We start from the raw sequence: 22,202 nt of genomic DNA, 5'->3' as shown, positions 1-22,202 counted from the left end.
AAGGAGTTAACTAAACATGGAATTATCAAAGATACAAATTAAAAGTATGTGAACAAAACTAACAAAAAAAATTAAACATCGTGCCTTTCCGGCAACCACTTTTGTCAATGCTTTTAGGAATAAGTCAGAAATTTTAGCATTGTTTAGTAAAAATGGTGAAGACACTAATCAATTAGAACAAATTGGCTTTATTATTTGTACTAAAACTATTTTTGCTCCTAGTAGTGATAGTATTGTTAGTGACAAAGGTATTATTACTAATGAATATTTTACTGGTGAAGTAATTGATGTTAATAATACTCTTATTCCTAATACTTATATTCATTTAGTTAAGGTTAATAGTGGACCAATCGTTATTAACGATATTCCATTGTATTTAACTATCAATGAAAGTCATCATCAATCATTAGTTAATAATAAAATTGGTGCTAAATTATTTATAAATAGTTTGATGAAACAATTAAATTATAAAACTTCTAATTTTAGTTCTATTTCTATTACTGAACAAAATTTTATTGTTGCTCTTAATAATTTAAAGATAAATAGAAAACAAATATTGCAAAGTGAATTTATCATTAATTCTTTATTAGAACAAAAATTATCATTAGAACAGTTAATTTTATTGCAAAATAAAAAAGAATATAGTTATTTAAAAAAATTTAATGAAGTTGAATTACAAGAAATTATTAATTTGCAAAAAATAGCAGTTGTTGCTATTAAAACTAATAAAGATCAGCGAAAAATAACATTAATAGCAGGTAATAAACAACGAATTGAAAACTTTTTTATTAATGCTAAAAAACCAATCATTATTGCTATTAATGCTATTAATAAAAAAATTAGAGCAATTAATCAGCCCGAAAATATTCAACTAATAGCACCGATAACTAATATTACTAATTATCAAGATTTATGACAATTACAAAAAATACATAATGAACTATTGAAGTCATTTTCAAAATGGCGGATAGTATCTCAAGATATATTAGAAAATTTATCACAGACTTTTGCTTATGGTTATTATTCAGAAGTCATTGATAATTTGAAAATTACTCATTATTCTTTTAATAATGATTTATTAGATTATAATTTAATGGAAATTAAAGGACACAATTTATTAGCTAATAGTAGTAATACTATTTTATTTCTTTCTAATAATATTAGTGATAATCCTAGTATGGTTATTTTATTAAGTGAAGATTTAAAATCAATTTGTGATTTAAAAACAATAATTACTAAAATTACTAAAAAGCAATCTATTAAAATAGTCTTTAAAAAAGATATTGTTATTTTGAGTACTGTTCATTATCAATGTATTACTGATTTTATTACTAAAATGATTACTATTTTTAAATCTGATAATTTTAAACATCAGTTACAAGTTATTAAATAAAATATGAGGTGAAATTTATGAAAACAAAACAACCAATATTACTATGTATTTTAGATGGTTTTGGTATTGCAAAATCTAGTTCAACTAATGCTATTAGTTTTGCAACAAAACCTAATTTGGATTATTTATTAAAAACTTATCCGCATACTGAAGTTTCAGCTTCTGGCCTTGCAGTTGGTTTACCAGAAGGACAAATGGGCAACTCTGAAGTTGGACATTTACAAATTGGTGCCGGTAGAGTAATTTATCAGTCATTAACATTAATTAATAAGTCAATAAATGATAAAACATTTTTTAAAAATGAAACAATATTGTCAGCAATTAATCATGCCAAAAAGAATAATAGTAATGTTCATATTATTGGTTTACTAAGTGATGGTGGAGTACATGCTCATATTAATCATATTTTAGCATTATTAGAAATTGCTAAACAACAAAATTTTAAGAATGTTTATGTTCATGCTATTTTAGATGGTCGTGATACAAAAGCTGATATTTCTAAAATTTATATTGAACAGTTATTAAAAACTATGAAACAATTAGGCATTGGTATGCTTGCTACTATTTCAGGAAGATATTATGCTATGGATCGCGATAAACGTTGAGATCGTTTAAAAATAGCATATGATGTAATAGTTAATCATGAAGGTGCTTCATTTATTGATCCTATTGCTTATGTTAATGCAGAATATAGCGCTGGTCGTAATGATGAATTTATTATGCCTGCTTATAATTCTGAAATTAATAATGGTAATATTAGGAATAACGATAGCATTATTTTTGCTAATTTCCGTCCTGATCGTGCAATTCAATTAGCATCAGCATTAACAAATAATAAATATGATTTTAATATTAGTATGAAAATACCAACATTAAAAAATACTTTTTTTATTTCAATGATGGAATATGCTAAAAGTGTTAAACCACAAGGTGTTATTTTTCCACCTATATCAATGCTTGATGCTTTAGGGGAATGATTAAGTAAAAATCAATATCATCAATTACGAATTGCTGAAACTGAAAAATATGCACACGTAACTTATTTTTTTGATGGTGGTGTTGATGTTGAATATCCACTATCAACAAGAATTTTAATTCCTTCACCAAAAGTAGCAACTTATGACTTAAAACCAGAAATGAGTGCTCGCGAAATTACTACTCGTTTAGAAAGTGAAATTTCTAAAAACATATATGATGTTATGGTTTTAAATTTTGCTAATCCTGATATGGTTGGTCATACTGGTGTTTTAAATGCTGCCATTGATGCGATTGATGTTATTGATGAATGTATTGGAAAATTGTATCAAGCAATAAAAAAAGTGAATGGTATTTTAATGATTACTGCTGATCATGGTAATGCTGAAATCATGATTGATAAAGAGGGTAATCCTAATAAAAAACATACATCGCAACCAGTACCATTTATTATTTGTAAAACAGGATTAAAATTAAAATCAGGTGGTTGCTTAGCAAATATTGCTCCAACGCTATTAGACGTTTTGGGTTTAGTTAAACCAACTGTTATGACCAGTGAGTCTTTAATTATTAAATAGAAATATATTGATTTTTCTTTTTATTGATAAGTGCTTGTTTTAAGAATATAAAAGTATTAAAATATAGGCATATGAATTAAATATAGTGTTTCCCCTTTTATTTTTTTAAATAAATATAAGGGGTTTATTATATTTAGTTCCTATATTATTTTAGAAATCTATACATTTATTAAAAATTATGGAGGTAAAGTATGCCATTATCAGAAACAGTAGAATATCGAGAACTTAATGACTTTCTACAAAAATCATTAAGTTCTAAAAAAGATGAATCATCACCCAATATAACTTTAAATAGTTTGGAAGTTAAGATTGATGATATAAAAACACAATTAGATAGTAGTTTAAAAAAATATATTATTGAACTTGTATATGTAGATGAAAAGGGACGTTTAGTAAAAAATACTAATGATGAAAATGTTAGTATTATTCAACAACCACCTTTAGCAATTAATAGTGATCAATTACAACAACTAGTAATAGTAAAAGAAAAATTAGATAGTTCTCTAGTACATTTATATCGAACTAAAAAAGAAAATGATAAGATTATTCTTGAATATTTAGGTAAAAAAGAATTACTGGCATTATTATTAAAAACTCAATCAGAATCCAATAATTTAAATAATGAAGAATATAAAGAAGAGTTAGATGATCTTAATGTTAATATTATAAAAAGATTTGAAGAGCCTATGAAATTATCATTTGCTGAAAATGGAACGTGTTATTTGTTTATTGATAATAAAAACAAAACAATTGTTCCTGTAGATGTAAATGATGCTAAGGAATTTAAAAACTTTGTAGCCAAAAAATGTCCTCGTAATGGTAGTATAAATATTGAAGTTGATAAAAATGGAAAGATTTTGTTTGCATATATTATTGATAACCAGACTCATAAGAGGAAAGATATAAAAATTGATGAAAAATTAATTGATACTCTTGAAAGAGTAATTAGTACAGCCTCTTCTTTACATTCACAACATTCACAAAATAATTCTGTTGCACCTAAAAAAGAAGTACAAAGTAATAATTCTTTTCCTGCAAAGGAAATTAATGGTACTGAAGCACCATCAAAACCAGTAGAACAAAACGTTAAGTCAGTTTTATCTACACCAACACCATAAATGTAATAATTAAAGGAGAAAATATAAAAATGCCACTAATGGAAAATTTTAAATGATTTACAAACATTATGAGAAGTATATATCAATCAGAAATAAGTGATGTTGAAGATATTGCTATTGAAGTAGAGGATGACCTATATTCAAAAAAGAATACACTTAATATTGAAAGAAGAATTCTTCTTTCAATATTAATCCATTAAAAGTAAAAAAAATAGTTAGTTTAAATCAAGATGGAAAATTTGTTGTTGATAGTGGTTCATTAGTTAATACTATATTTATTAGTGATGAATCATTAATTCAAAATGATCAAAGTATATTTAAAAAAGACCAATTAGTTTTCGTTGACGATGAAACTGACAATACTAAAATTAAAGTATATAAAATTTTATTTGATGAATCTGAAGGTGAAATAAGACCTGAATTAGGATTATTAGGAAGTATAAATTTATTAAAATTTAATGAAATTTTTATAAATTCTGGACTGTTTAAAGAAAATGATGTTTTAATTAATCAAAAGATTAAAAGTTTATTAGATACTCCACAGTTGCGAAATCCATTTGAACAATCAAACCCAGTTTGAGATGTGGAACAGTATAAAATTAATGATTATTCTTCAAATAGTACAATGATCGAAGATTTTAAAAAACATTTAAACTTAGTGAATGTTGAAAAAGACTATTTTATTTATCGTCAAGGAAATGAAATTTTTATTAAAAATGTTACTGATCCAAATGATACTTTTATAATCTCAACAACTGCTCAAAGTATTACTGATAATGATATTTTTTATTTAAATAAAAAGATTAACGAAAATGGAGAAATTTTTTGAGAAACCTATAAAATAACAAAAAAACCTGTTCTAGGATGATTATATGATAATGTAAAATATCAAGGACATAAAGTTAAATCTTTAACCGACCAGCAATTTGATGATTTAAAAGCATTAAGTACTCCTCCACAATTGGGATTTACTATAGAACCAACAATTAATATTGGATTAGCATCTGTTGTTAAAGAAGAATAAGAAGAAATTGATTTAGTTGCTATGCGTTTTTTAGTTATTGCACCAGAAGTGTTACCAGAAGATTTACCTGAACCTTTATCGATTACAAATAATATCATTGAAACATTACAAAATAATAGCATAGAAGGTTTGTATAGTTTAGTAATAGAAGATGGTAAAATAAAAATATCAGATGCTAAATCAGATCCAGAAAATGTAATTTTTGAACAAGAACTTTCTCGGGATAATAAAAAAATATGAAATGATATAGAAGTTGCTGGTAAGTATCAAAAAGTATACTTTGCAAAAAACCCAAGTAATAATTTAGTAGAAAAATGAGTAGTTATTGCTGATCAAAATCAACTACAATGTATTGGAACACTTTCTTTATTAGAGTTAAGAAAAAGTTTTGCAAATAATAATTTATTTCCTAATGGATTAAAGGGTATTCACTGTGGAGAAAATGGATCACAAGTTAAAGTGGCAAGAGCTGCTGCTGAACAGGTAATATCACCAAAACCATCAGCTACAAAATTATCTCCAGTTATCGTTAAAAATGTTATTAATTTAAAATGAGATGATAGTAGAGAATTATGAGATTTAAACATAACAACTGATGAGCAAACATTGGATAAAAAATTAAAATTAGAAAAAGATGAAAATGATATTTTGAAAAATTTAATAGATAAAAATAATAATGCAAATACTGTTATTTTATTTAATAAGTGTGATGGAAAATTTTTAAGAGCATATTATTTTGATGAAAATAATAAAAAAGTAAATTGCTCTAATAAGTTAAGTGATGAAGATAAAGAACAACTTAGTATCATAAATCAGAAAGCAAAAGTAAGAGTATCAGAAACAAGAACAGTAAGACCAATACATGATTTAAAATCAAACTTATTTTCAAAAAATATTAAAACTTTTAATTTTAATATTTTTAATGGAAAATGTTATGTTTTATGTAATGATGAACTTGGAATTCCATTAAAAGCAGAAGTGAAACTTAGTCCTGAACAAATTCGTGCATTATCATATTTAACTAAAAATGAAGTTGATTTTTCTTTAACTTTTGATAAAGATGATAATTTTAAAAGTATAAGTTATATCTTTTATAGAGATGAAGTAAAACAAAATGTAACTATTAACAGAAAAGATTTATCTAATAGTAATAATTTTAATCAAAAAACGATTGAAACTGATGAATTAATGGAAGCAATAATTACTGCTCTTAATAATCCTGAAAGTTTAATACCAGAGGATGATGGAGTAACTCCAAAACCATGAAATAGTGATACTGCTGCTAAAGTTAATGATACATCATCACCAAGTAGTACAACTCAACATTCACAACAACAACAAATGTAATTAAATCATCATTATTTTAGAAGCACAAATAAAAAATATTTGTGCTTTTTTGATTCTAAACAATATTTTTTTCTGTATAATAATTAGTGAAATATTAAAGAAAGAAGGAATTAACAAATATGTCTTGCATTATTGATATTAGAGCACTACAAGTAATAGACTCAAGAGGAAATCCAACTATTCAAGTTGAATGTTGAACTGAAGATGGTGGATACGGGATTGCTTTAGTGCCATCAGGTGCTTCAACAGGTACTAGAGAAGCTTTAGAACTACGAGACAAAGATACTAAAGTTTATGGTGGACTTGGTGTTATGAAAGCTATTAAAAATATTAATGAAAATATTGCCGAAGCCATTATTGGTTTGGAAGTTACTAATCAAAGATTAATTGATCAAACAATGATTAAGTTAGATGGAACAGAAAATAAAACAAAATTAGGTGCCAATGCTATTTTAGGGGTATCATTAGCAGTTGCTAAAGCTGCCGCTGATGAATTATATGTGCCCTTATATACATACTTAGGTGGTACTAATGCTTGTCAGTTGCCAGTCCCAATGTTAAATGTAATTAATGGTGGTGCTCATGCTGATAATAATATTGACTTTCAAGAATTTTTAATAATGCCAGTTGGTGCTAAAACATTTTCAAAGGCAATCCAAATGGCTGCTGAAACTTTTCATGCTTTAAAAAGTATTTTAAAAGGTAAGGGTTTAGTTACTGCAGTTGGTGATGAAGGTGGTTTTGCTCCTAATTTAAAATCAACTGAAGAAGCATTAGATTTAATTGTTGAAGCTATTAAAAAAGCGGGTTACACTCCAAATAAAGATATAAAAATTGCTATGGATTGTGCATCATCAGAGATTTATAAAAATGGTAAATATGTTTTTGGCAATAAAGATGGTAAAAGTAAAAATACTGAAAAATTATTAACTTCAGCGCAACTAGTAGATTATTTAGTTGATTTAACTAAAAAATATCCAATTATTTCAATTGAAGATGGTTTGGCTGAAGGTGATTGAGAAGGATTTAAATTATTATTAGAAAAATCAGAAGGTAAATTCCAAGTTGTTGGTGATGATTTATTCGTTACTAATCCAAAAATTATTAAAGAAGGAATTATTAAAAACGTTGCTAATTCAGTATTAATTAAACTAAATCAAATTGGAACATTAACTGAAACTATGGAGGCTATTGAAATGTGTCAAAAAGCTGGGTGAACAGCAGTAGTATCTCATCGTTCTGGGGAAACTGAAGATACAACGATTGCTGACTTAGCAGTAGCTTTTAATACTGGACAAATTAAAACAGGTTCAATGTCAAGAACTGATCGTGTTGCAAAATATAATCGTTTATTAACAATTGAAGCCGATTTAGCAGATCAAGCTAAATTTTTAGGTGACGATGTATTTTATAATATTAATTAATTAAAATCATATTTTATGGTTAAATTTACTGATATCCTTTTTAATTTTAAACAAATTATAATAATTATCACTAAAATAATGTAATTAGAAGAGAGGATGACTAAATATGCAAGAATTAAATAAAAGAAGAATTGGAATCTTAACTTCTGGTGGTGATTCACCAGGTATGAATAATGTTATTAATGCAGTATATAAGACTTTTCGTGGTATAAATCATGAAAATAGTAAAATTGCTACTGCTGATAAAAGACCATTTGAATTAGTTTTAATAAAAAATGGTTATAAAGGAATAATGACAAATGACATTCACGTTATTGATAACAATTGAGCAAATTTAATTGATCTAGGAACTGAGATGGGGGGAACAATCATTGGGTCTGCTCGTTTTAGAGAATTTGAGCAAGAAGAAACTCGTAAAAAATGTATTGAAATTTTAAAATCTAAAAAAATTGAAGGTTTAATTGCTATTGGTGGTGATGGCACATATAATGGTTTGCAAAAATTAAGTAATGAAGCAGCTATTCAATGTGTGGGTATTCCAGGTACTATTGATAATGATATTAGTTCAAGTGAGTTTACTATTGGTTTTGATACCGCTCTTAATACAATTGTTGAAAATCTTGATAAAATTCGTCAAACTGCTAATTCTCACGGAAGAATTATGATTGTTGAAGTAATGGGTCGTAATTGTGGTGACCTTGCTCTTCACAGTGCTGCTGCTGCAAATTGTGATTTAGTTGCAACTAAAGATTTAGGAATTGGAGAACAGTCATTGATTGATATTATTAAACAGTTGTACACTAAAAAACAACGTCGTTCATTAGTAATAGTAGTAACTGAACGTCAATATGATGTTAATAAAATAGCTAAAATCATTGAAAAGGATACTGATTGTGAAACAAGAGCAGTAATATTGGGTCAAATTCAACGTGGGGGAACACCAAGTGCATTTGATCGTTATTTAGCAACAATGATGGGTATTTTTGCTGCTGAAAGATTTGCAAATAGTAATAAATCTAGTATTTGTATTGGATTACAAGATAATAAATTAGTAGCTATTGAAATTCAAGATGCATTAAACACACCTTCAATAAATAAAAATAACGTTGCTAATAAAATTTTACGTTTGTCAGGAGTTATTTTTAAAAAAAATACTTAATAAAAAGAGGTGAATAATTTGATATCAATTATAAAAAGAACTAAATGTGTAACTACTTTAGGACCTGCTTCAAATTCTGCTGATGTTATTAAACAACTAATAGAAAATGGCTCAATTTGTGGGCGTTTAAATTTTTCTCATGGTACTCATGATGAACATTTAGCAAGGGTTTTAATGATTAGAGAAGTATCTAAACAATTAAATGTACCAGTTGCTATTATGTTAGATACTAGAGGTCCGGAAGTTAGAACACATACCTTTACAAAGGGTAGTGTAGAAATCAAAAAAAATGAAATTATTACGATAATTGATAATAAAGAGATTATTGGTACTGCGGATAAGTTTTCTGTAAATTATGGTAATTTAGCAAAGGATATTAAAGTTAATGTTAATTTACTAGTAGATGATGGTAAATTAACATTAAAGGTTACAGCGGTTAAAGACCATACTGTTATTTGTCAAGCTTTAAATACACATACTATTAAAGATCGTCGTGCTATTAATATTCCAAATGTTAAATTATCTTTACCTTTTATTTCTGAAAAAGATAGAGCAGATTTAATTTTTGGTTGTCAGCAAAAAGTAGATTATGTTGCTGCATCATTTGTTTGTTCAGCAGCTGATATTAAAGAAATCCGCAAAGTTTTAGATGATAATGATGGTAAACATATTCAAATCATTGCTAAAATTGAATCACAATTAGCAGTTAATAATTTTGATGAAATTTTAAAAGAATCAGATGCTATTATGGTTGCTCGTGGTGATTTAGGAGTTGAAATTCCTTTTGAAAAAGTTCCTTTTTTAGAACGTGAATGAATTAAAAAATGTCGTACTGTTAACAAACCGATAATTGTTGCTACGCAAATGTTAGATTCAATGATAGATAACCCTCATCCAACACGTGCTGAAGTTACTGATGTTTGGGTTGCTATGGATTGGGGAGCAACATGTACAATGTTATCGGGTGAATCTGCTAATGGTAACTATCCTGTGTTATCAATTGCAACAATGAGTAAAATTCTTGTTGATGCTGAAAGTCATCAAGAACAGATTAAAATTGCTACTGATTTATTGCATACAAAAGATCAATTAGTTGCTAAAACTATTAAAAAAATTATTGAAGAAAAACCACAATATTTAATTACTAATAGTCAAGATAGTAATTATATTAGAACTATTGCTAATGCTCATTTGCCAGTTTATATAATTCCTATTGTTAATAATGTTATTGATTATAATAAATTTGCAATAAACTTTGGAATTTATACTTTTTTAGCAACTGAAGGAATTCCAGTAGAATTAAGTAATTCTTCGCAATTAGTTAAAAGCATTAGTAGCACTTATATAATCCCTACTAAATCAAAAGTATTAGTAGTAGATATTAATAATAATACTAATCCTTTTACAACTTTTATTGTTAAATAACCTAGTACTACTGAGGTAAATTAGAAAAGGAATTAGGTAAAACATGAAAATTAATGTAATTAAATTAAATGGCAAAACGATGACTTATAATATTGAAAATCCAATTACTGGTTATCAATTATTAAAACAGGAAAATGAAAATATAGATTCTTCAATTATTGCTTTTACTCTGAATGGACAATTAAAAGATTTATATTGAGAAATTAAAGAAGATGCTGAAATCAAGTTTATTAAAAAAGATGATGCTTTAGGATGAACTATTTTAAATTATGGATGTGCTATGATTTTAGCTCATACTATTAAATTAATGTATCCACAAGCGTTAATTACGATTGCTAATACTAATGATAATGGTTTTTATTTAGATTTTGATTATGAAAAACGACTTTCTAATGATGAATTAATTAAAATTGAAGAGAAAATGCGTGAAATTTTAATAAAAAATATTGAAATTAAAAGAGTTTGTCAAACTAAAGAAGAATCTTTAAAAACTCATAAAGACAATCCTTTTGCTTTAGAATATATTAAATTAAATCATGTTAATGGATTAAAATGCTCTTATTTAGTTGATAATAAAACTTTAGTAGTAGCATCGGGTGTTGCTATTAATAATTCTTCATCAATAAAAGATTTTAAATTATTAAGTATTACTGGTGCATATTGATTAGGAAATGATAAAAATAAACAATTACAGCGCATTTCTGGAATTTGTGATTATTCAAAAGTAAAATTAGTAGATAAACTTAATGAACTTGAAGAACAAAAAAATCGTGATCATCGTAAACTAGGTAAAGAATTAAGTATTTTTACTTTTAATGATGATTGTGGTAAAGGATTACCTATATTTTTACCAAATGGTATGGTTATTAAAAAAGTTTTGCAGGAATATTTGAGAAAACAAGAATTTATGTGAGATTATCAAGAAGTAGCGACACCAGTTTTAGGTTCTGTTGAATTATATAAAAAAAGTGGTCATTGAGATCATTATCGTGAAAATATGTTTACTCCAATTAAAAAAGAAGAAGAACAATTGGTATTAAGACCAATGACTTGTCCTCATCACTGTATGATTTATAAAAGTGCTCTTCGTAGTTATAAAGATTTGCCTTTGCGTTTAAGTGAACATGCTTTATTATATCGTTATGAAGCAAGTGGGGCTTTAACTGGTTTAGAACGAGTAAGAAGTATGGAATTAACCGATTCTCATATTTTTGTTAGATTTGATCAAATGAAAACAGAGTTTAAACGTTGTTATCAGTTAATTGCTGAGGTTTTAAAAACTTTAAATATTAAAATTGATTATTTATCATTATCTTTACGAGATCCTGCTGATAAAGAAAAATATTTTAATGATGATAAAATGTGAAATCAAGCAGAAACAGCATTACGTGAAGTATTAGATGAATTACAATTAGAGTATAAACCAATGATTGGTGAGGCTGCTTTTTATGGACCAAAATTTGATGTTCAAATTAAAACAGCATTAGGTCATGAAATTACAATATCTACTATTCAATTCGATTTCTTATTACCGAAAAAGTTTAATTTAACTTATATTGATGAAAATAATAATGAAATAAATCCAGTTATTGTTCATCGAGGATTAATTGGTACATATGAACGTTTTATTGCCACATTATTAGAACAAAATAAAGGTGTTTTTCCACTATGATTAGCACCAAGGCAAATTGCAATTTTACCAATAAATGAAAAAGAAAAAACCTTAGAATATGCTAATAAATTATTGCAAACTTGTAAACAACATAATTTACGAACTGAAATTATTAGCAGTGGAACTATTGGCAAACGTATTGTTGAAACACAAACTCAAAAAATTCCTTATCAAATTATTATTGGTGATAAGGAAATAGAAAATAATAATTTAAGTTATCGTCAGTATGGTCAAAAAGAAAGTAAAATTGTTACTTTATCAGAATTTTTAAAATTATTAACAAAACAAGTTGATAATAAAATATAATTATAAAAATTAAAAAACCATTTAAGGTTCTAATTCTTAAATGGTTTTTTTAGTTAATTAAGCAATTTAATTTTACTAAGTATATTAGTAAAATTTAAACCATTTTTTTATACGAAAAAAATATTTATATTTTTAGTATTATTTTCATTGACATTGGGTTTTGTTTTCTGTAAGATACTTATTATGCCCGAAAATAAATGGGTTACAAACTAGAAAAAACGATCTTTGAAAACTAAATAGAACAAGAATTAATCCGTCAATTTTTTATTAAAAATTAAATAAGTCAGACATCATCTTTTAACAAAAACAATTTTATTGAGAGTTTGATCCTGGCTCAGGATTAACGCTGGCGGCATGCCTAATACATGCAAGTCGAACGAAAGTAGCAATACTTTAGTGGCGAACGGGTGAGTAACACGTATCTAACCTACCATTTAGTGGGGAATAACTGTTGGAAACGACAGCTAATACCGCATATGTTATTTATTTGCAATGATAAATAATGAAAGGAGCATTTGCTTCGCTAATTGATGGGGATGCGGCGCATTAACTAGTTGGTAAGGTAATGGCTTACCAAGGTAACGATGCGTAGCCGATCTGAGAGGATGAACGGCCACATTGGGACTGAGACACGGCCCAAACTTCTACGGAAGGCAGCAGTAGGGAATTTTTCACAATGGGCGAAAGCCTGATGGAGCAATGCCGCGTGACTGATGAAGGTCTTCGGATTGTAAAGGTCTGTTGTAAGGGAAGAAGTGCTAGAATAGGAAATGATTTTAGTATCGACCATACCTTACCAGAAAGCCACGGCTAACTATGTGCCAGCAGCCGCGGTAATACATAGGTGGCAAGCGTTATCCGGATTTATTGGGCGTAAAGCGTGCGTAGACGGTTTTGCAAGTCTGAGGTTAAATTTAGGGGCTCAACCCCTAACCGCCTTGGAAACTACATTACTAGAGTATAGGAGAGGTTAGTGGAATTTCATGTGTAGCGGTGGAATGCGTAGATATATGAAGGAACACCAGTGGCGAAGGCGGCTAACTGGCCTATTACTGACGTTGTGGCACGAAAGCGTGGGGAGCAAATAGGATTAGATACCCTAGTAGTCCACGCCGTAAACGATGAGTACTAAGTGTTGCCATGAGGCAGTGCTGTAGCTAACGCATTAAGTACTCCGCCTGAGTAGTATGCTCGCAAGAGTGAAACTCAAAGGAATTGACGGGGACCCGCACAAGCGGTGGAGCATGTGGTTTAATTCGAAGCAACGCGAAGAACCTTACCAGGTCTTGACATACCTTGCGAAGCTATAGAGATATAGTAGAGGTTAACAAGGATACAGGTGGTGCATGGTTGTCGTCAGTTCGTGTCGTGAGATGTTTGGTTAAGTTCAGCAACGAACGCAACCCTTGTCCTTAGTTGCCAGCATTAAGTTGGGGACTCTAAGGAGACTGCTAGTGTAAGCTAGAGGAAGGTGGGGACGACGTCAAATCATCATGCCCCTTATGACCTGGGCTACACACGTGCTACAATGGCTGATACAAAGAGTCGCTAAACCGCGAGGTCAAGCAAATCTCAAAAAGTCAGTCTCAGTCCGGATTGAAGTCTGCAACTCGACTTCATGAAGTCGGAATCGCTAGTAATCGCGAATCAGCAATGTCGCGGTGAATACGTTCTCGGGTCTTGTACACACCGCCCGTCAAACCACGAGAGTTGGCAATGCCAGAAGTCGGTGTCCTAACCGTAAGGAGGGAGCTGCCAAAGGCAGGGTTGATGATTGGGGTTAAGTCGTAACAAGGTATCCCTACCGGAAGGTGGGGATGGATCACCTCCTTTCTATGGAGTTTAGTTTCTAATAAGAAACCAAGACAACAAGAAAAATTAGATGGATGATTTATTGGATTACTTCTTTTGTTCTGTTTAGTTTTCAGGGATTGTTTTCTCTGAGCAATTGTTCTTTAAAAACTGGATAATAGACATCTTTTAAAAAAAATAAGATAATTTTTATCTTGCAATAGGATATTCTAAAAATAAATTATTAAGAGCGTATGGTGGATGCCTTGGAATTGGAAGACGATGAAGGACGCGATTACCTGCGATAAGCTTCGGGGAGCTGGAAATAAGCTTTGATCCGGAGATGTCCGAATGGGGAAACCCACTATCTTTAATCAGATAGTACTGTACAATGAATTCATAGTTGTGCAGAGTGATACCTAGAGAATTGAAACATCTTAGTACCTAGAGGAAAAGAAAGCGAATGCGATTCCCTTAGTAGCGGCGAGCGAAAAGGGAGCAGCCTAAACCAGTCGTCAGACTGGGGTTATAGGACTGTCTATTAGGTTCGACCTATGAAGAGTTACAAAATTTATATATAGCAGAAGTTGTTGGGAAGCAACGCCATAGATGGTGAAAGCCCAGTATGCGAAATGTATAAATCTCTTGACAGTATCCTGAGTACGGCGAGGCACGTGGAACCTTGTCGGAATTTGCGCAGACCACTGCGTAAGGCTAAATACTAACCAATTACCGATAGTGAACCAGTACCGTGAGGGAAAGGTGAAAAGTACCCCGAGAGGGGAGTGAAATAGTTTCTGAAACCATATGCTTACAACAAGTCGGAGCCCGTTAATGGGTGACGGCGTGCCTTTTGTAGAATGAGCCGGCGAGTTACGATTACATGCAAGGTTAAGTTGAAAAGACGGAGCCGAAGTGAAAGCGAGCCTGAATAGGGCGTTTAGTATGTGGTCGTAGACCCGAAACCAGGTGATCTAGCCATGAGCAGGTTGAAGTTAATGTAACAGTTAATGGAGGACCGAACCAACGTTCGTTGAAAAGACCGTGGATGACTTGTGGCTAGCGGTGAAATTCCAATCGAACCTGGAGATAGCTGGTTCTCCCCGATATAGTTTTAGGACTAGCGTCAGAATTAGTGCAATGGAGGTAAAGCTCTGAATGTATGATGGCCCCACCTCGGGGTACTGAATGCAATTAAACTGCGAATGCCATTGTTACATATCTGGCAGTCAGTCTATGGGTGATAAGGTCCATGGACGTGAGGGAAACAGCCCAGATCATCAGCTAAGGTCCCCAAATCAATGCTAAGTGGAAAACGATGTGGAATTGTTCAGACAGCTAGGAGGTTGGCTTAGAAGCAGCCATCCTTTAAAGAGTGCGTAACAGCTCACTAGTCGAATGATTCTGCGCGGAAAATGTACCGGGGCTAAGCATTGTACCGAAGCTATGGGTCTATATATATGTTTATATATATTGTGGGCGGTAGGGGAGCGTTTAGAAGTGAGAATGCCGGCGTGAGTAACGATTGAAGGTGAGAATCCTTCATGCCGATTGACCAAGGTTTCCTGGGTTAGGTTCGTCCACCCAGGGTTAGTCAGGACCTAAGGCGAGGCCGAAAGGCGTAGTCGATGGATAACAGGTTGATATTCCTGTACCACCATGGTGACTGATGGAATGACGGAGAAGGCTAAAATGTCCCAGTGGTTGGTAGTGCTGGGCTAAGTACAAAGAGGGTTGTGTAGGCAAATCCGCACAGCGTTAACCTTGAAGTACGATGGGGAGTGAACGGTTCGCTTAGTAACGAAGCATTTGATGCCATACTTCCAAGAAAAGTTTCTAAAGACATCACCATGGTGCCTGTACCGAGAACGGACACACGTGGTCAAGGAGAATATCCTAAGGCAAGCGAGATAACTATAGCTAAGGAACTCTGCAAAATAACCCCGTAAGTTAGCGAGAAGGGGAGCTCATAGCAATATGAGTCGCAGTGAAGAGGTGTCCGGGCGACTGTTTAGCAAAAACACAGCTCTCTGCTAAGTCGTAAGACGATGTATAGGGGGTGACGCCTGCCCAGTGCTGGAAGGTTAAAGAGATTTGTTAGCGTAAGCGAAGCTTTGAATTGAAGCCCCAGTGAACGGCGGCCGTAACTATAACGGTCCTAAGGTAGCGAAATTCCTTGTCAGGTAAGTTCTGACCCGCACGAAAGGCGTAACGATCCGGACGCTGTCTCGGCTATAGACTCGGTGAAATCTTAGTACCTGTGAAGATGCAGGTTACCCGCGATTAGACGGAAAGACCCCGTGGAGCTTTACTACAACTTGATATTGAATTTTGGTGTAGTTTGTACAGCATAGGTGGGAGACGTTGATATGCAGACGCTAGTAGGCATGGAGTCACCATTGGGATACCACCCTTGCTATATTGAAATTCTAACTTGAGACCATAATCTGGTCTAAGGACAGTGTCTGGTGGGTAGTTTGACTGGGGCGGTCGCCTCCTAAAAAGTAACGGAGGCGCCCAAAGGTACCCTCAATATGAATGGAAATCATATGTAGAGCGCAAAGGTAAAAGGGTGCTTGACTGCGAGACATACAAGTCGAGCAGGAACGAAAGTTGGGCTTAGTGATCCGGCGGTGCTGTGTGGAAAGGCCGTCGCTCAACGGATAAAAGTTACCCCGGGGATAACAGGCTAATCTCTCCCAATAGTTCATATAGACGGGGAGGTTTGGCACCTCGATGTCGGCTCATCGCATCCTGGAGGTGTAGTCGCTTCCAAGGGTTGGGCTGTTCGCCCATTAAAGCGGTACGCGAGCTGGGTTCAGAACGTCGTGAGACAGTTTGGTCCCTATCTGTCGTGGGCGCAAGAAATTTAAGGAAAGCTGTTCCTAGTACGAGAGGACCGGAATGGACCTACCTCTGGTGCACCAGTTGTCACGCCAGTGGCACAGCTGGGTAGCTATGTAGGGCATGAATAAGCGCTGAAAGCATCTAAGCGCGAAGTCAGTTCCAAGATGAGATTTCTCATTCGAAAGAAGTAAGATCCCTTGAATACTACAAGGTTGATAGGTCAGGTGTGTAAGCATAGTGATATGTTCAGCTTACTGATACTAATAGATCGAGGATTTATTGAAGAATATATTCTCTATTGCAAATCAAAAGTAATCAAATTTAAAGATGTCTGTTTCTAGTTTTTAGGGAGCAATTGCTAAACTATTTGGTGTCCATGGTGGAGTGGTCACACCTGTTCCCATCTCGAACACAGCAGTTAAGCACTCCAGCGGCGAAAATACCAGCAATGGGAAAATAGCACGATGCCAAATTTTTTTTATTGTTAATCTTAATGTAAAAATTAAGATTTTTTTAATTTTTACATTAAAATAAGTAAAAAATTTTATTTTTAATTTATGATTATTTTAAACCACTTATACGCTCTGCTATTGATAAATCATTTTTTATTCATCAATAAATAGTAATAATAAATCCAATTAATGATATATAAGTTATATATTGTAGTAAACTGCAAAGTCCATAGATTAGTTTTTCTTTACGATTTGATCCAACATTAATTCCGGTGACGATTTCACCAACGGATCTAATATTAAAAATTCATAAAATAGCATTAATAATAAATAAAAAATTATTAATTAAACTTTTAATTAAACGTTTTGTTTGCATATTATTCTCCTTTAAACTAAAAATATTAATAATAATAATTTTAACATTTTAACTATAAAATATATTATTTTAAACATTACCTTTATTATTGATATTAAAATAATATTAAATTAAAAATAATCTTGATGCTTTATCATAAGAAATGTAACAAATATTAATGTAAAGGAAATTGATATTAATTATTTTTTCATTGGTTTTTTATGTATAAAAAAGAAGGAAAAACAATGATAAAATATTATTAATAATTTTTTATTAATAAAAATTAAAAGGAAAATAGTATGCCAAAATTATTAAAAAATAGGTATAATTACCAGTCAGTCCAAGATCTGGCTGTAACTATTAGAACCATATACCCTTTATTTAAAATTGATGATTTTATCAATGACATTATAGATGAAACATGAGATAAGTTAGAATTGAAAGCCCGTATGAGGAAAATTGCTATTAATTTAGGAAGATATTTACCAACCAGTTATGAACAGGTACTTGCTATCATTGATAAGATCATTGATCTTTATCCTGTAGGATTTAATGATTTTTCACTAATGTTTTTTCCAAATTTTGTTGAAATCTATGGACAAAATGAACATCATTGGGATTTGTCAATAGCTGCATTAGAAAGGTATACACAATTTTCATCTTCTGAATTTGCAGTGAGACAATTTATTATAAAACATGAAAAGCGTATGATGCAGCAAATGCTTGTTTGATCTAAGCATGATAATGAGCATGTGCGATGACTTGCTAGTGAAGGTTGTCGTCCCCAATTACCATGAGGACAAGTATTAACAAATTTCAAAAAAATCCATATCCAATCCTTAAAATTTTAGAACAATTAAAAGCCGATCCCTCTTTTTATGTTCGTAAAAGTGTAGCAAATAATCTAAATGATATTTCTAAAACACATCCTGACTTGGTTACAAAAATTGCAAAGGAATGATATGGTAAAAACAATCAGACTGATTGGATTGTAAAGCACGGTTGTAGGACCCTTTTGAAAAAAGGCAATATGGAGGTAATGAAAATCTTTGGTTTTACCAATATTGATTGTGTAAATGTGATTGATTTTGCTTTAGGTACTGAATTTGTTTCTATTGGAGAAAATATGACTTTTTCTTTTAAGATTGAGACAAAAAAAGCAATCAAGGTACGATTAGAATATGGTATTGATTATGTGAAAGCAAGTGGCAAACGGAATCGTAAAATATTCCAAATATCAGAGATATATTTAAAGGAAAATATGAAGAAATTTTACGCAAAAAAACATTGTTTTGCAGATATAAGTACAAGGAAACATTACCCAGGAATTCATTCAATTACACTTATTGTGAATGGTACTGATTGAGATACATTAGATTTTAAGATATTGGCTATTAGATAGTGTAACTAATTATTTGATTAACCTAAATATCGATTTTATTAGATTACAAAATTGGAAAATTAAAAGATTTGTTTTTTATTTTAAAAGATTTAATATATATTGTATAGTATAAAAAACTATTATTAGTATCAAAAAGGGGGTCTTTATGAAAAAAATAATAAAAACATTAAGTGTTTTAACACTTGCAACAACCACAGGAAATTTAACTAATTTATTAAACAGAATTGAGTAAAAAACTAATATTACAACTAATTATATGCAAAATAAAAAACGTTTAGAAAATAAACATAGTGCAATTAACTTAGCAGATATAATAGTAAATAATAATTTAGGACTTATTAATAGTGGTAAGGATTTAGCACCATCTAAAATGAGTTTACTAATAGGTATTATTGAAGCAAATCATGCAATTAAATCATTAACTATTAATGATTTTGATATTAAAAGACAAGATACTAGTATTGCTACAATTATTGGCAAAGGTGATTATATAGGAACAGTTAATTTGTATTATAGTATTACTAATTTTGTTTCTCAAAAATTAACAAATGGAAACATTTATGCTTTAGGTGTTGATTCACAAGGTAATATTTTTAGAGCACAAGAAGATAAGGTTTATAAGATTACTCCAACAGGATTAGAAGGATATTGGGCAGTTAGAGCCTTAGTAATTGATAATGAAGATAATGTTTATGTTGGTAGTGATAATGGCTTTGTTTATAAGAGCGATGGTGTACGTAGTTTTGAAAAAATTATAATACCAGGACCAAAAAACTGAATTTGAGCTTTAACATTTGATAAAAATACTGAAACCGTTTATGTTGGTAGTGATACTGGTGTATTCAAAATCAGCAAAAATGGAAGCACTAGTTTAATGCAAGGCTAATAATGATACGTATTCCATTTTTTGTGTTTTTGTGTTATAATATATACAAATACGTCGTTTATAAGTTAATAAACCTTTTTTTGCTTTTAATTTTCGTTGTCTAAATCTATATGATTTATATTCAGATTTATCACATATACTTCATAAATAATCATCTATTTTTGCAAATAATTCTTCTGTTTGTTTTAAACTTAATTCATCTTGATTAAAATCATGTTTGTCTCAATCAAAATGATTTGCGAATGGTAATATAAACATTTTTAATGTTCCTTTCTAATTTTTGTTTGTTAATAATTTAAGTTTAATTTTTTTTAAAAAATAAGGAGTAAATATGGCTTTTATTAGTAGTTATGGACAATTAAATAAAAAATATAATCTTAATTTTAGTGATAATAATTATGGTTTTAGTTGAGATATTTTTAAAGAATTTGTTGGTGATGAGTGAGCAGAATATTTTACTACTAATTGTTTTTATCGTTTTGTTCCAACAGCACGTGGAACAAGAAAAACTTGAAACTGTTTAGCATTTGATTTATTTATATGTTGTAATTTTAGAGATAGTAGTGTTCAAGAAGTAAGAAGATATGAAAATACTCATAGTGAAACTACAATTGGTGCTTTAATGAATGTTTGTCAAGTTTTATTAGATACATATAATATTAATTTATTACCTAATAATCCACATGGCATTAAATGAAAAATTACTAAGGATGGGGGATGTATTATCTTTCCAAGTAATCAACAAATTGACTTTATTGGTTATGCTAATGGTAATAAGATTTTTGGAAAAGAAGCAGGTGGGTCAAGTTTTTTAGGTTCAAGAACAGATGAAATTATTATGGCAGAAGAAAAAGAAACATTAACTGAAAAACAATTAACATATCGATATGAACGTTTACAAAACTCTATGTTTAGAAGTAATCGTATTAAAGTATCAAATAAACCTATTAAAGAGTGAAGTTGAACATTTATTGATAAAAATATATATAGTTCTACCTTTGGACAAAAGATTACTCGTTATTTTTATAAAAGTTTTTTCATTACTTTTACATGTAATCCTTATGATAAATATCATCCATTTTATTTAAAATACTGTACACCATTTTTACCATTAAATGATGAAGTCATGAAAAATCTTAAAAAAGTTGGTAAAGTTTATTATGAAAATAAAGATATGTTTAGTGGTTTAGGTTTATTTGTTTTAAGATTTACTATTCAACCATTTTGAAATAAATTACCTGACATTCAACAAAGAACATTATTAGAAATGGAAAAAAGTAATCCAGATGAATATAATACTGTTTATTATGGTTTTGAATTTTTAGATAGCGATGCAACAATTTTCCCATTTCAAAAAACAGTAAAATATTGACAATCATATGATTTAAAATAATTTTATAATCAAGAAAAAGAAATGTATAAATTTGATTTTTATAGTGTTGGTATTGATTGAGCTACGGGACCAAAAGACCATACTGTATTTATGGTAGTTGGTTTTAAAGAATATAATAATACTGGTTATTATGATGCTTATATTATTTGTGAATTAGTAGTTACACCAAATGACTTTATAAATGAAAATGAAAAAATTAATGCTTATGTTAATGAAATTTTAGGATTAATGGATAATTTTGAAAATTTTGAACAAGCAATTTATTTTTATGATGATAAAGCACGAACTGCCATTGATTGATTAAATCAAAAATTAATCGATGAACATAATACTATTCTAATAACACAAACTGCTATTAAACATGCTTCAAATTTAAATCAAGAAGCAGGATTAACTAATAGAGTGGTTTGAATGAGAAATATTATGAGTTATGGAAATTTTTATGCAAATAAAGATGATTTACCAAAAACAACTCAATGTTTAGAAGAATTACGTTATGATGAAACAAAAACTAATATTCCTGACAAAAATATGTATCAAGACCCATATGATGCTTTGTTTTATTCACTGTATCCATATAAAAATGTAATTAGGGGTAAAAATAATGCTACTGTGAAAAAAAGTATCTTCACATTTGCTATATAATAAACAAATA

Annotated in this window: 15 protein-coding genes, 3 rRNA genes and 1 pseudogene; 17 read left to right on the top strand and 2 right to left on the bottom strand. The window is 30.1% G+C overall.

From position 1 onward, the window contains the following. Positions 1-16 precede the first annotated feature (16 nt). The 13 genes from AACK83_RS09150 to rrf all read left to right on the top strand — a co-directional run bounded on the left by AACK83_RS09150 (position 17) and on the right by rrf (position 17,532). Positions 17-1,393 carry a hypothetical protein gene (locus AACK83_RS09150; RefSeq protein WP_338957886.1) on the top strand — a complete coding sequence of 459 codons (1,377 nt, stop codon included), beginning with the start codon at positions 17-19 and terminating at the stop codon, positions 1,391-1,393. 17 nt (positions 1,394-1,410) lie between these two features. Then, positions 1,411-2,946: a 2,3-bisphosphoglycerate-independent phosphoglycerate mutase gene (gene gpmI / locus AACK83_RS09145; RefSeq protein ID WP_338957883.1), complete on the top strand. Its 1,536-nt coding sequence runs from the start codon at positions 1,411-1,413 to the stop codon at positions 2,944-2,946. 191 nt (positions 2,947-3,137) lie between these two features. After that, the gene (locus AACK83_RS09140) at positions 3,138-4,064 is read left to right on the top strand and encodes a hypothetical protein (RefSeq protein ID WP_338957881.1); all 927 of its coding nucleotides are present in this window, start codon (positions 3,138-3,140) and stop codon (positions 4,062-4,064) included. Positions 4,065-4,093: 29 nt separating this feature from the next. Beyond that, positions 4,094-4,264 carry a hypothetical protein gene (locus AACK83_RS09135; protein ID WP_338957879.1) on the top strand — a complete coding sequence of 57 codons (171 nt, stop codon included), beginning with the start codon at positions 4,094-4,096 and terminating at the stop codon, positions 4,262-4,264. Positions 4,265-4,608: 344 nt separating this feature from the next. Continuing rightward, a complete protein-coding gene (locus tag AACK83_RS09130) occupies positions 4,609-5,088 on the top strand; it encodes a hypothetical protein (protein WP_338957877.1) in 480 nt (159 codons plus the stop codon). Positions 5,089-5,109: 21 nt separating this feature from the next. After that, the gene (locus AACK83_RS09125) at positions 5,110-6,435 is read left to right on the top strand and encodes a hypothetical protein (protein WP_338957875.1); all 1,326 of its coding nucleotides are present in this window, start codon (positions 5,110-5,112) and stop codon (positions 6,433-6,435) included. A 119-nt stretch (positions 6,436-6,554) separates the two neighbouring features. Then, positions 6,555-7,859: a phosphopyruvate hydratase gene (gene eno / locus AACK83_RS09120; RefSeq protein ID WP_338957874.1), complete on the top strand. Its 1,305-nt coding sequence runs from the start codon at positions 6,555-6,557 to the stop codon at positions 7,857-7,859. Positions 7,860-7,965: 106 nt separating this feature from the next. After that, positions 7,966-9,018 carry an ATP-dependent 6-phosphofructokinase gene (locus AACK83_RS09115; RefSeq protein ID WP_252319488.1) on the top strand — a complete coding sequence of 351 codons (1,053 nt, stop codon included), beginning with the start codon at positions 7,966-7,968 and terminating at the stop codon, positions 9,016-9,018. 18 nt (positions 9,019-9,036) lie between these two features. Beyond that, positions 9,037-10,443: a pyruvate kinase gene (gene pyk, locus AACK83_RS09110; protein ID WP_338957871.1), complete on the top strand. Its 1,407-nt coding sequence runs from the start codon at positions 9,037-9,039 to the stop codon at positions 10,441-10,443. A 43-nt stretch (positions 10,444-10,486) separates the two neighbouring features. Continuing rightward, a complete protein-coding gene (thrS, locus tag AACK83_RS09105; RefSeq protein WP_338957869.1) occupies positions 10,487-12,421 on the top strand; it encodes a threonine--tRNA ligase in 1,935 nt (644 codons plus the stop codon). 311 nt (positions 12,422-12,732) lie between these two features. Then, positions 12,733-14,254: ribosomal RNA gene (locus AACK83_RS09100) — 16S ribosomal RNA — on the top strand. A gap of 192 nt (positions 14,255-14,446) precedes the next feature. Continuing rightward, a 23S ribosomal RNA gene (locus tag AACK83_RS09095) occupies positions 14,447-17,343 on the top strand. A gap of 82 nt (positions 17,344-17,425) precedes the next feature. Continuing rightward, positions 17,426-17,532: ribosomal RNA gene (gene rrf, locus AACK83_RS09090) — 5S ribosomal RNA — on the top strand. The 16S, 23S and 5S rRNA genes sit together here, the layout of an rRNA operon. An 88-nt stretch (positions 17,533-17,620) precedes the next feature. Here rrf and AACK83_RS09085 read toward each other — a convergent pair. Then, positions 17,621-17,887 (bottom strand): hypothetical protein, encoded by a 267-nt coding sequence (locus tag AACK83_RS09085; RefSeq protein ID WP_338957866.1) that lies wholly within the window; start codon positions 17,885-17,887, stop codon positions 17,621-17,623. A gap of 278 nt (positions 17,888-18,165) precedes the next feature. Between AACK83_RS09085 and AACK83_RS10650 the strand changes: the two are divergent. Then, a pseudogene (locus AACK83_RS10650) lies at positions 18,166-19,268 on the top strand (DNA alkylation repair protein). Positions 19,269-19,524: 256 nt separating this feature from the next. Then, positions 19,525-20,154: a hypothetical protein gene (locus AACK83_RS09070; protein ID WP_338957858.1), complete on the top strand. Its 630-nt coding sequence runs from the start codon at positions 19,525-19,527 to the stop codon at positions 20,152-20,154. On the opposite strand, the gene AACK83_RS09065 is transcribed toward AACK83_RS09070, so the two are convergent. Beyond that, positions 20,140-20,412, bottom strand: coding sequence for a hypothetical protein (locus tag AACK83_RS09065; RefSeq protein ID WP_338957855.1), 273 nt, complete (start codon positions 20,410-20,412; stop codon positions 20,140-20,142). The genes AACK83_RS09070 and AACK83_RS09065 overlap by 15 nt on opposite strands. A gap of 73 nt (positions 20,413-20,485) precedes the next feature. On the opposite strand from AACK83_RS09065, the gene AACK83_RS09060 reads away from it, so the two are divergent. Further along, complete coding sequence (locus AACK83_RS09060; RefSeq protein ID WP_338957852.1) at positions 20,486-21,547, top strand: hypothetical protein; 1,062 nt, start codon at positions 20,486-20,488, stop codon at positions 21,545-21,547. 21 nt (positions 21,548-21,568) lie between these two features. Beyond that, positions 21,569-22,192, top strand: coding sequence for a hypothetical protein (locus AACK83_RS09055; RefSeq protein WP_338957850.1), 624 nt, complete (start codon positions 21,569-21,571; stop codon positions 22,190-22,192). Positions 22,193-22,202 lie beyond the last annotated feature (10 nt).

The sequence above is a fragment of the Spiroplasma endosymbiont of Tiphia femorata genome, from assembly GCF_964020225.1.
Taxonomy (GTDB): domain Bacteria; phylum Bacillota_I; class Bacilli_A; order Mycoplasmatales; family VBWQ01; genus Spiroplasma_E.
Note: the sequence above shows the minus strand (reverse complement) of the source record. Positions and strands in the feature narration are given on the sequence as shown.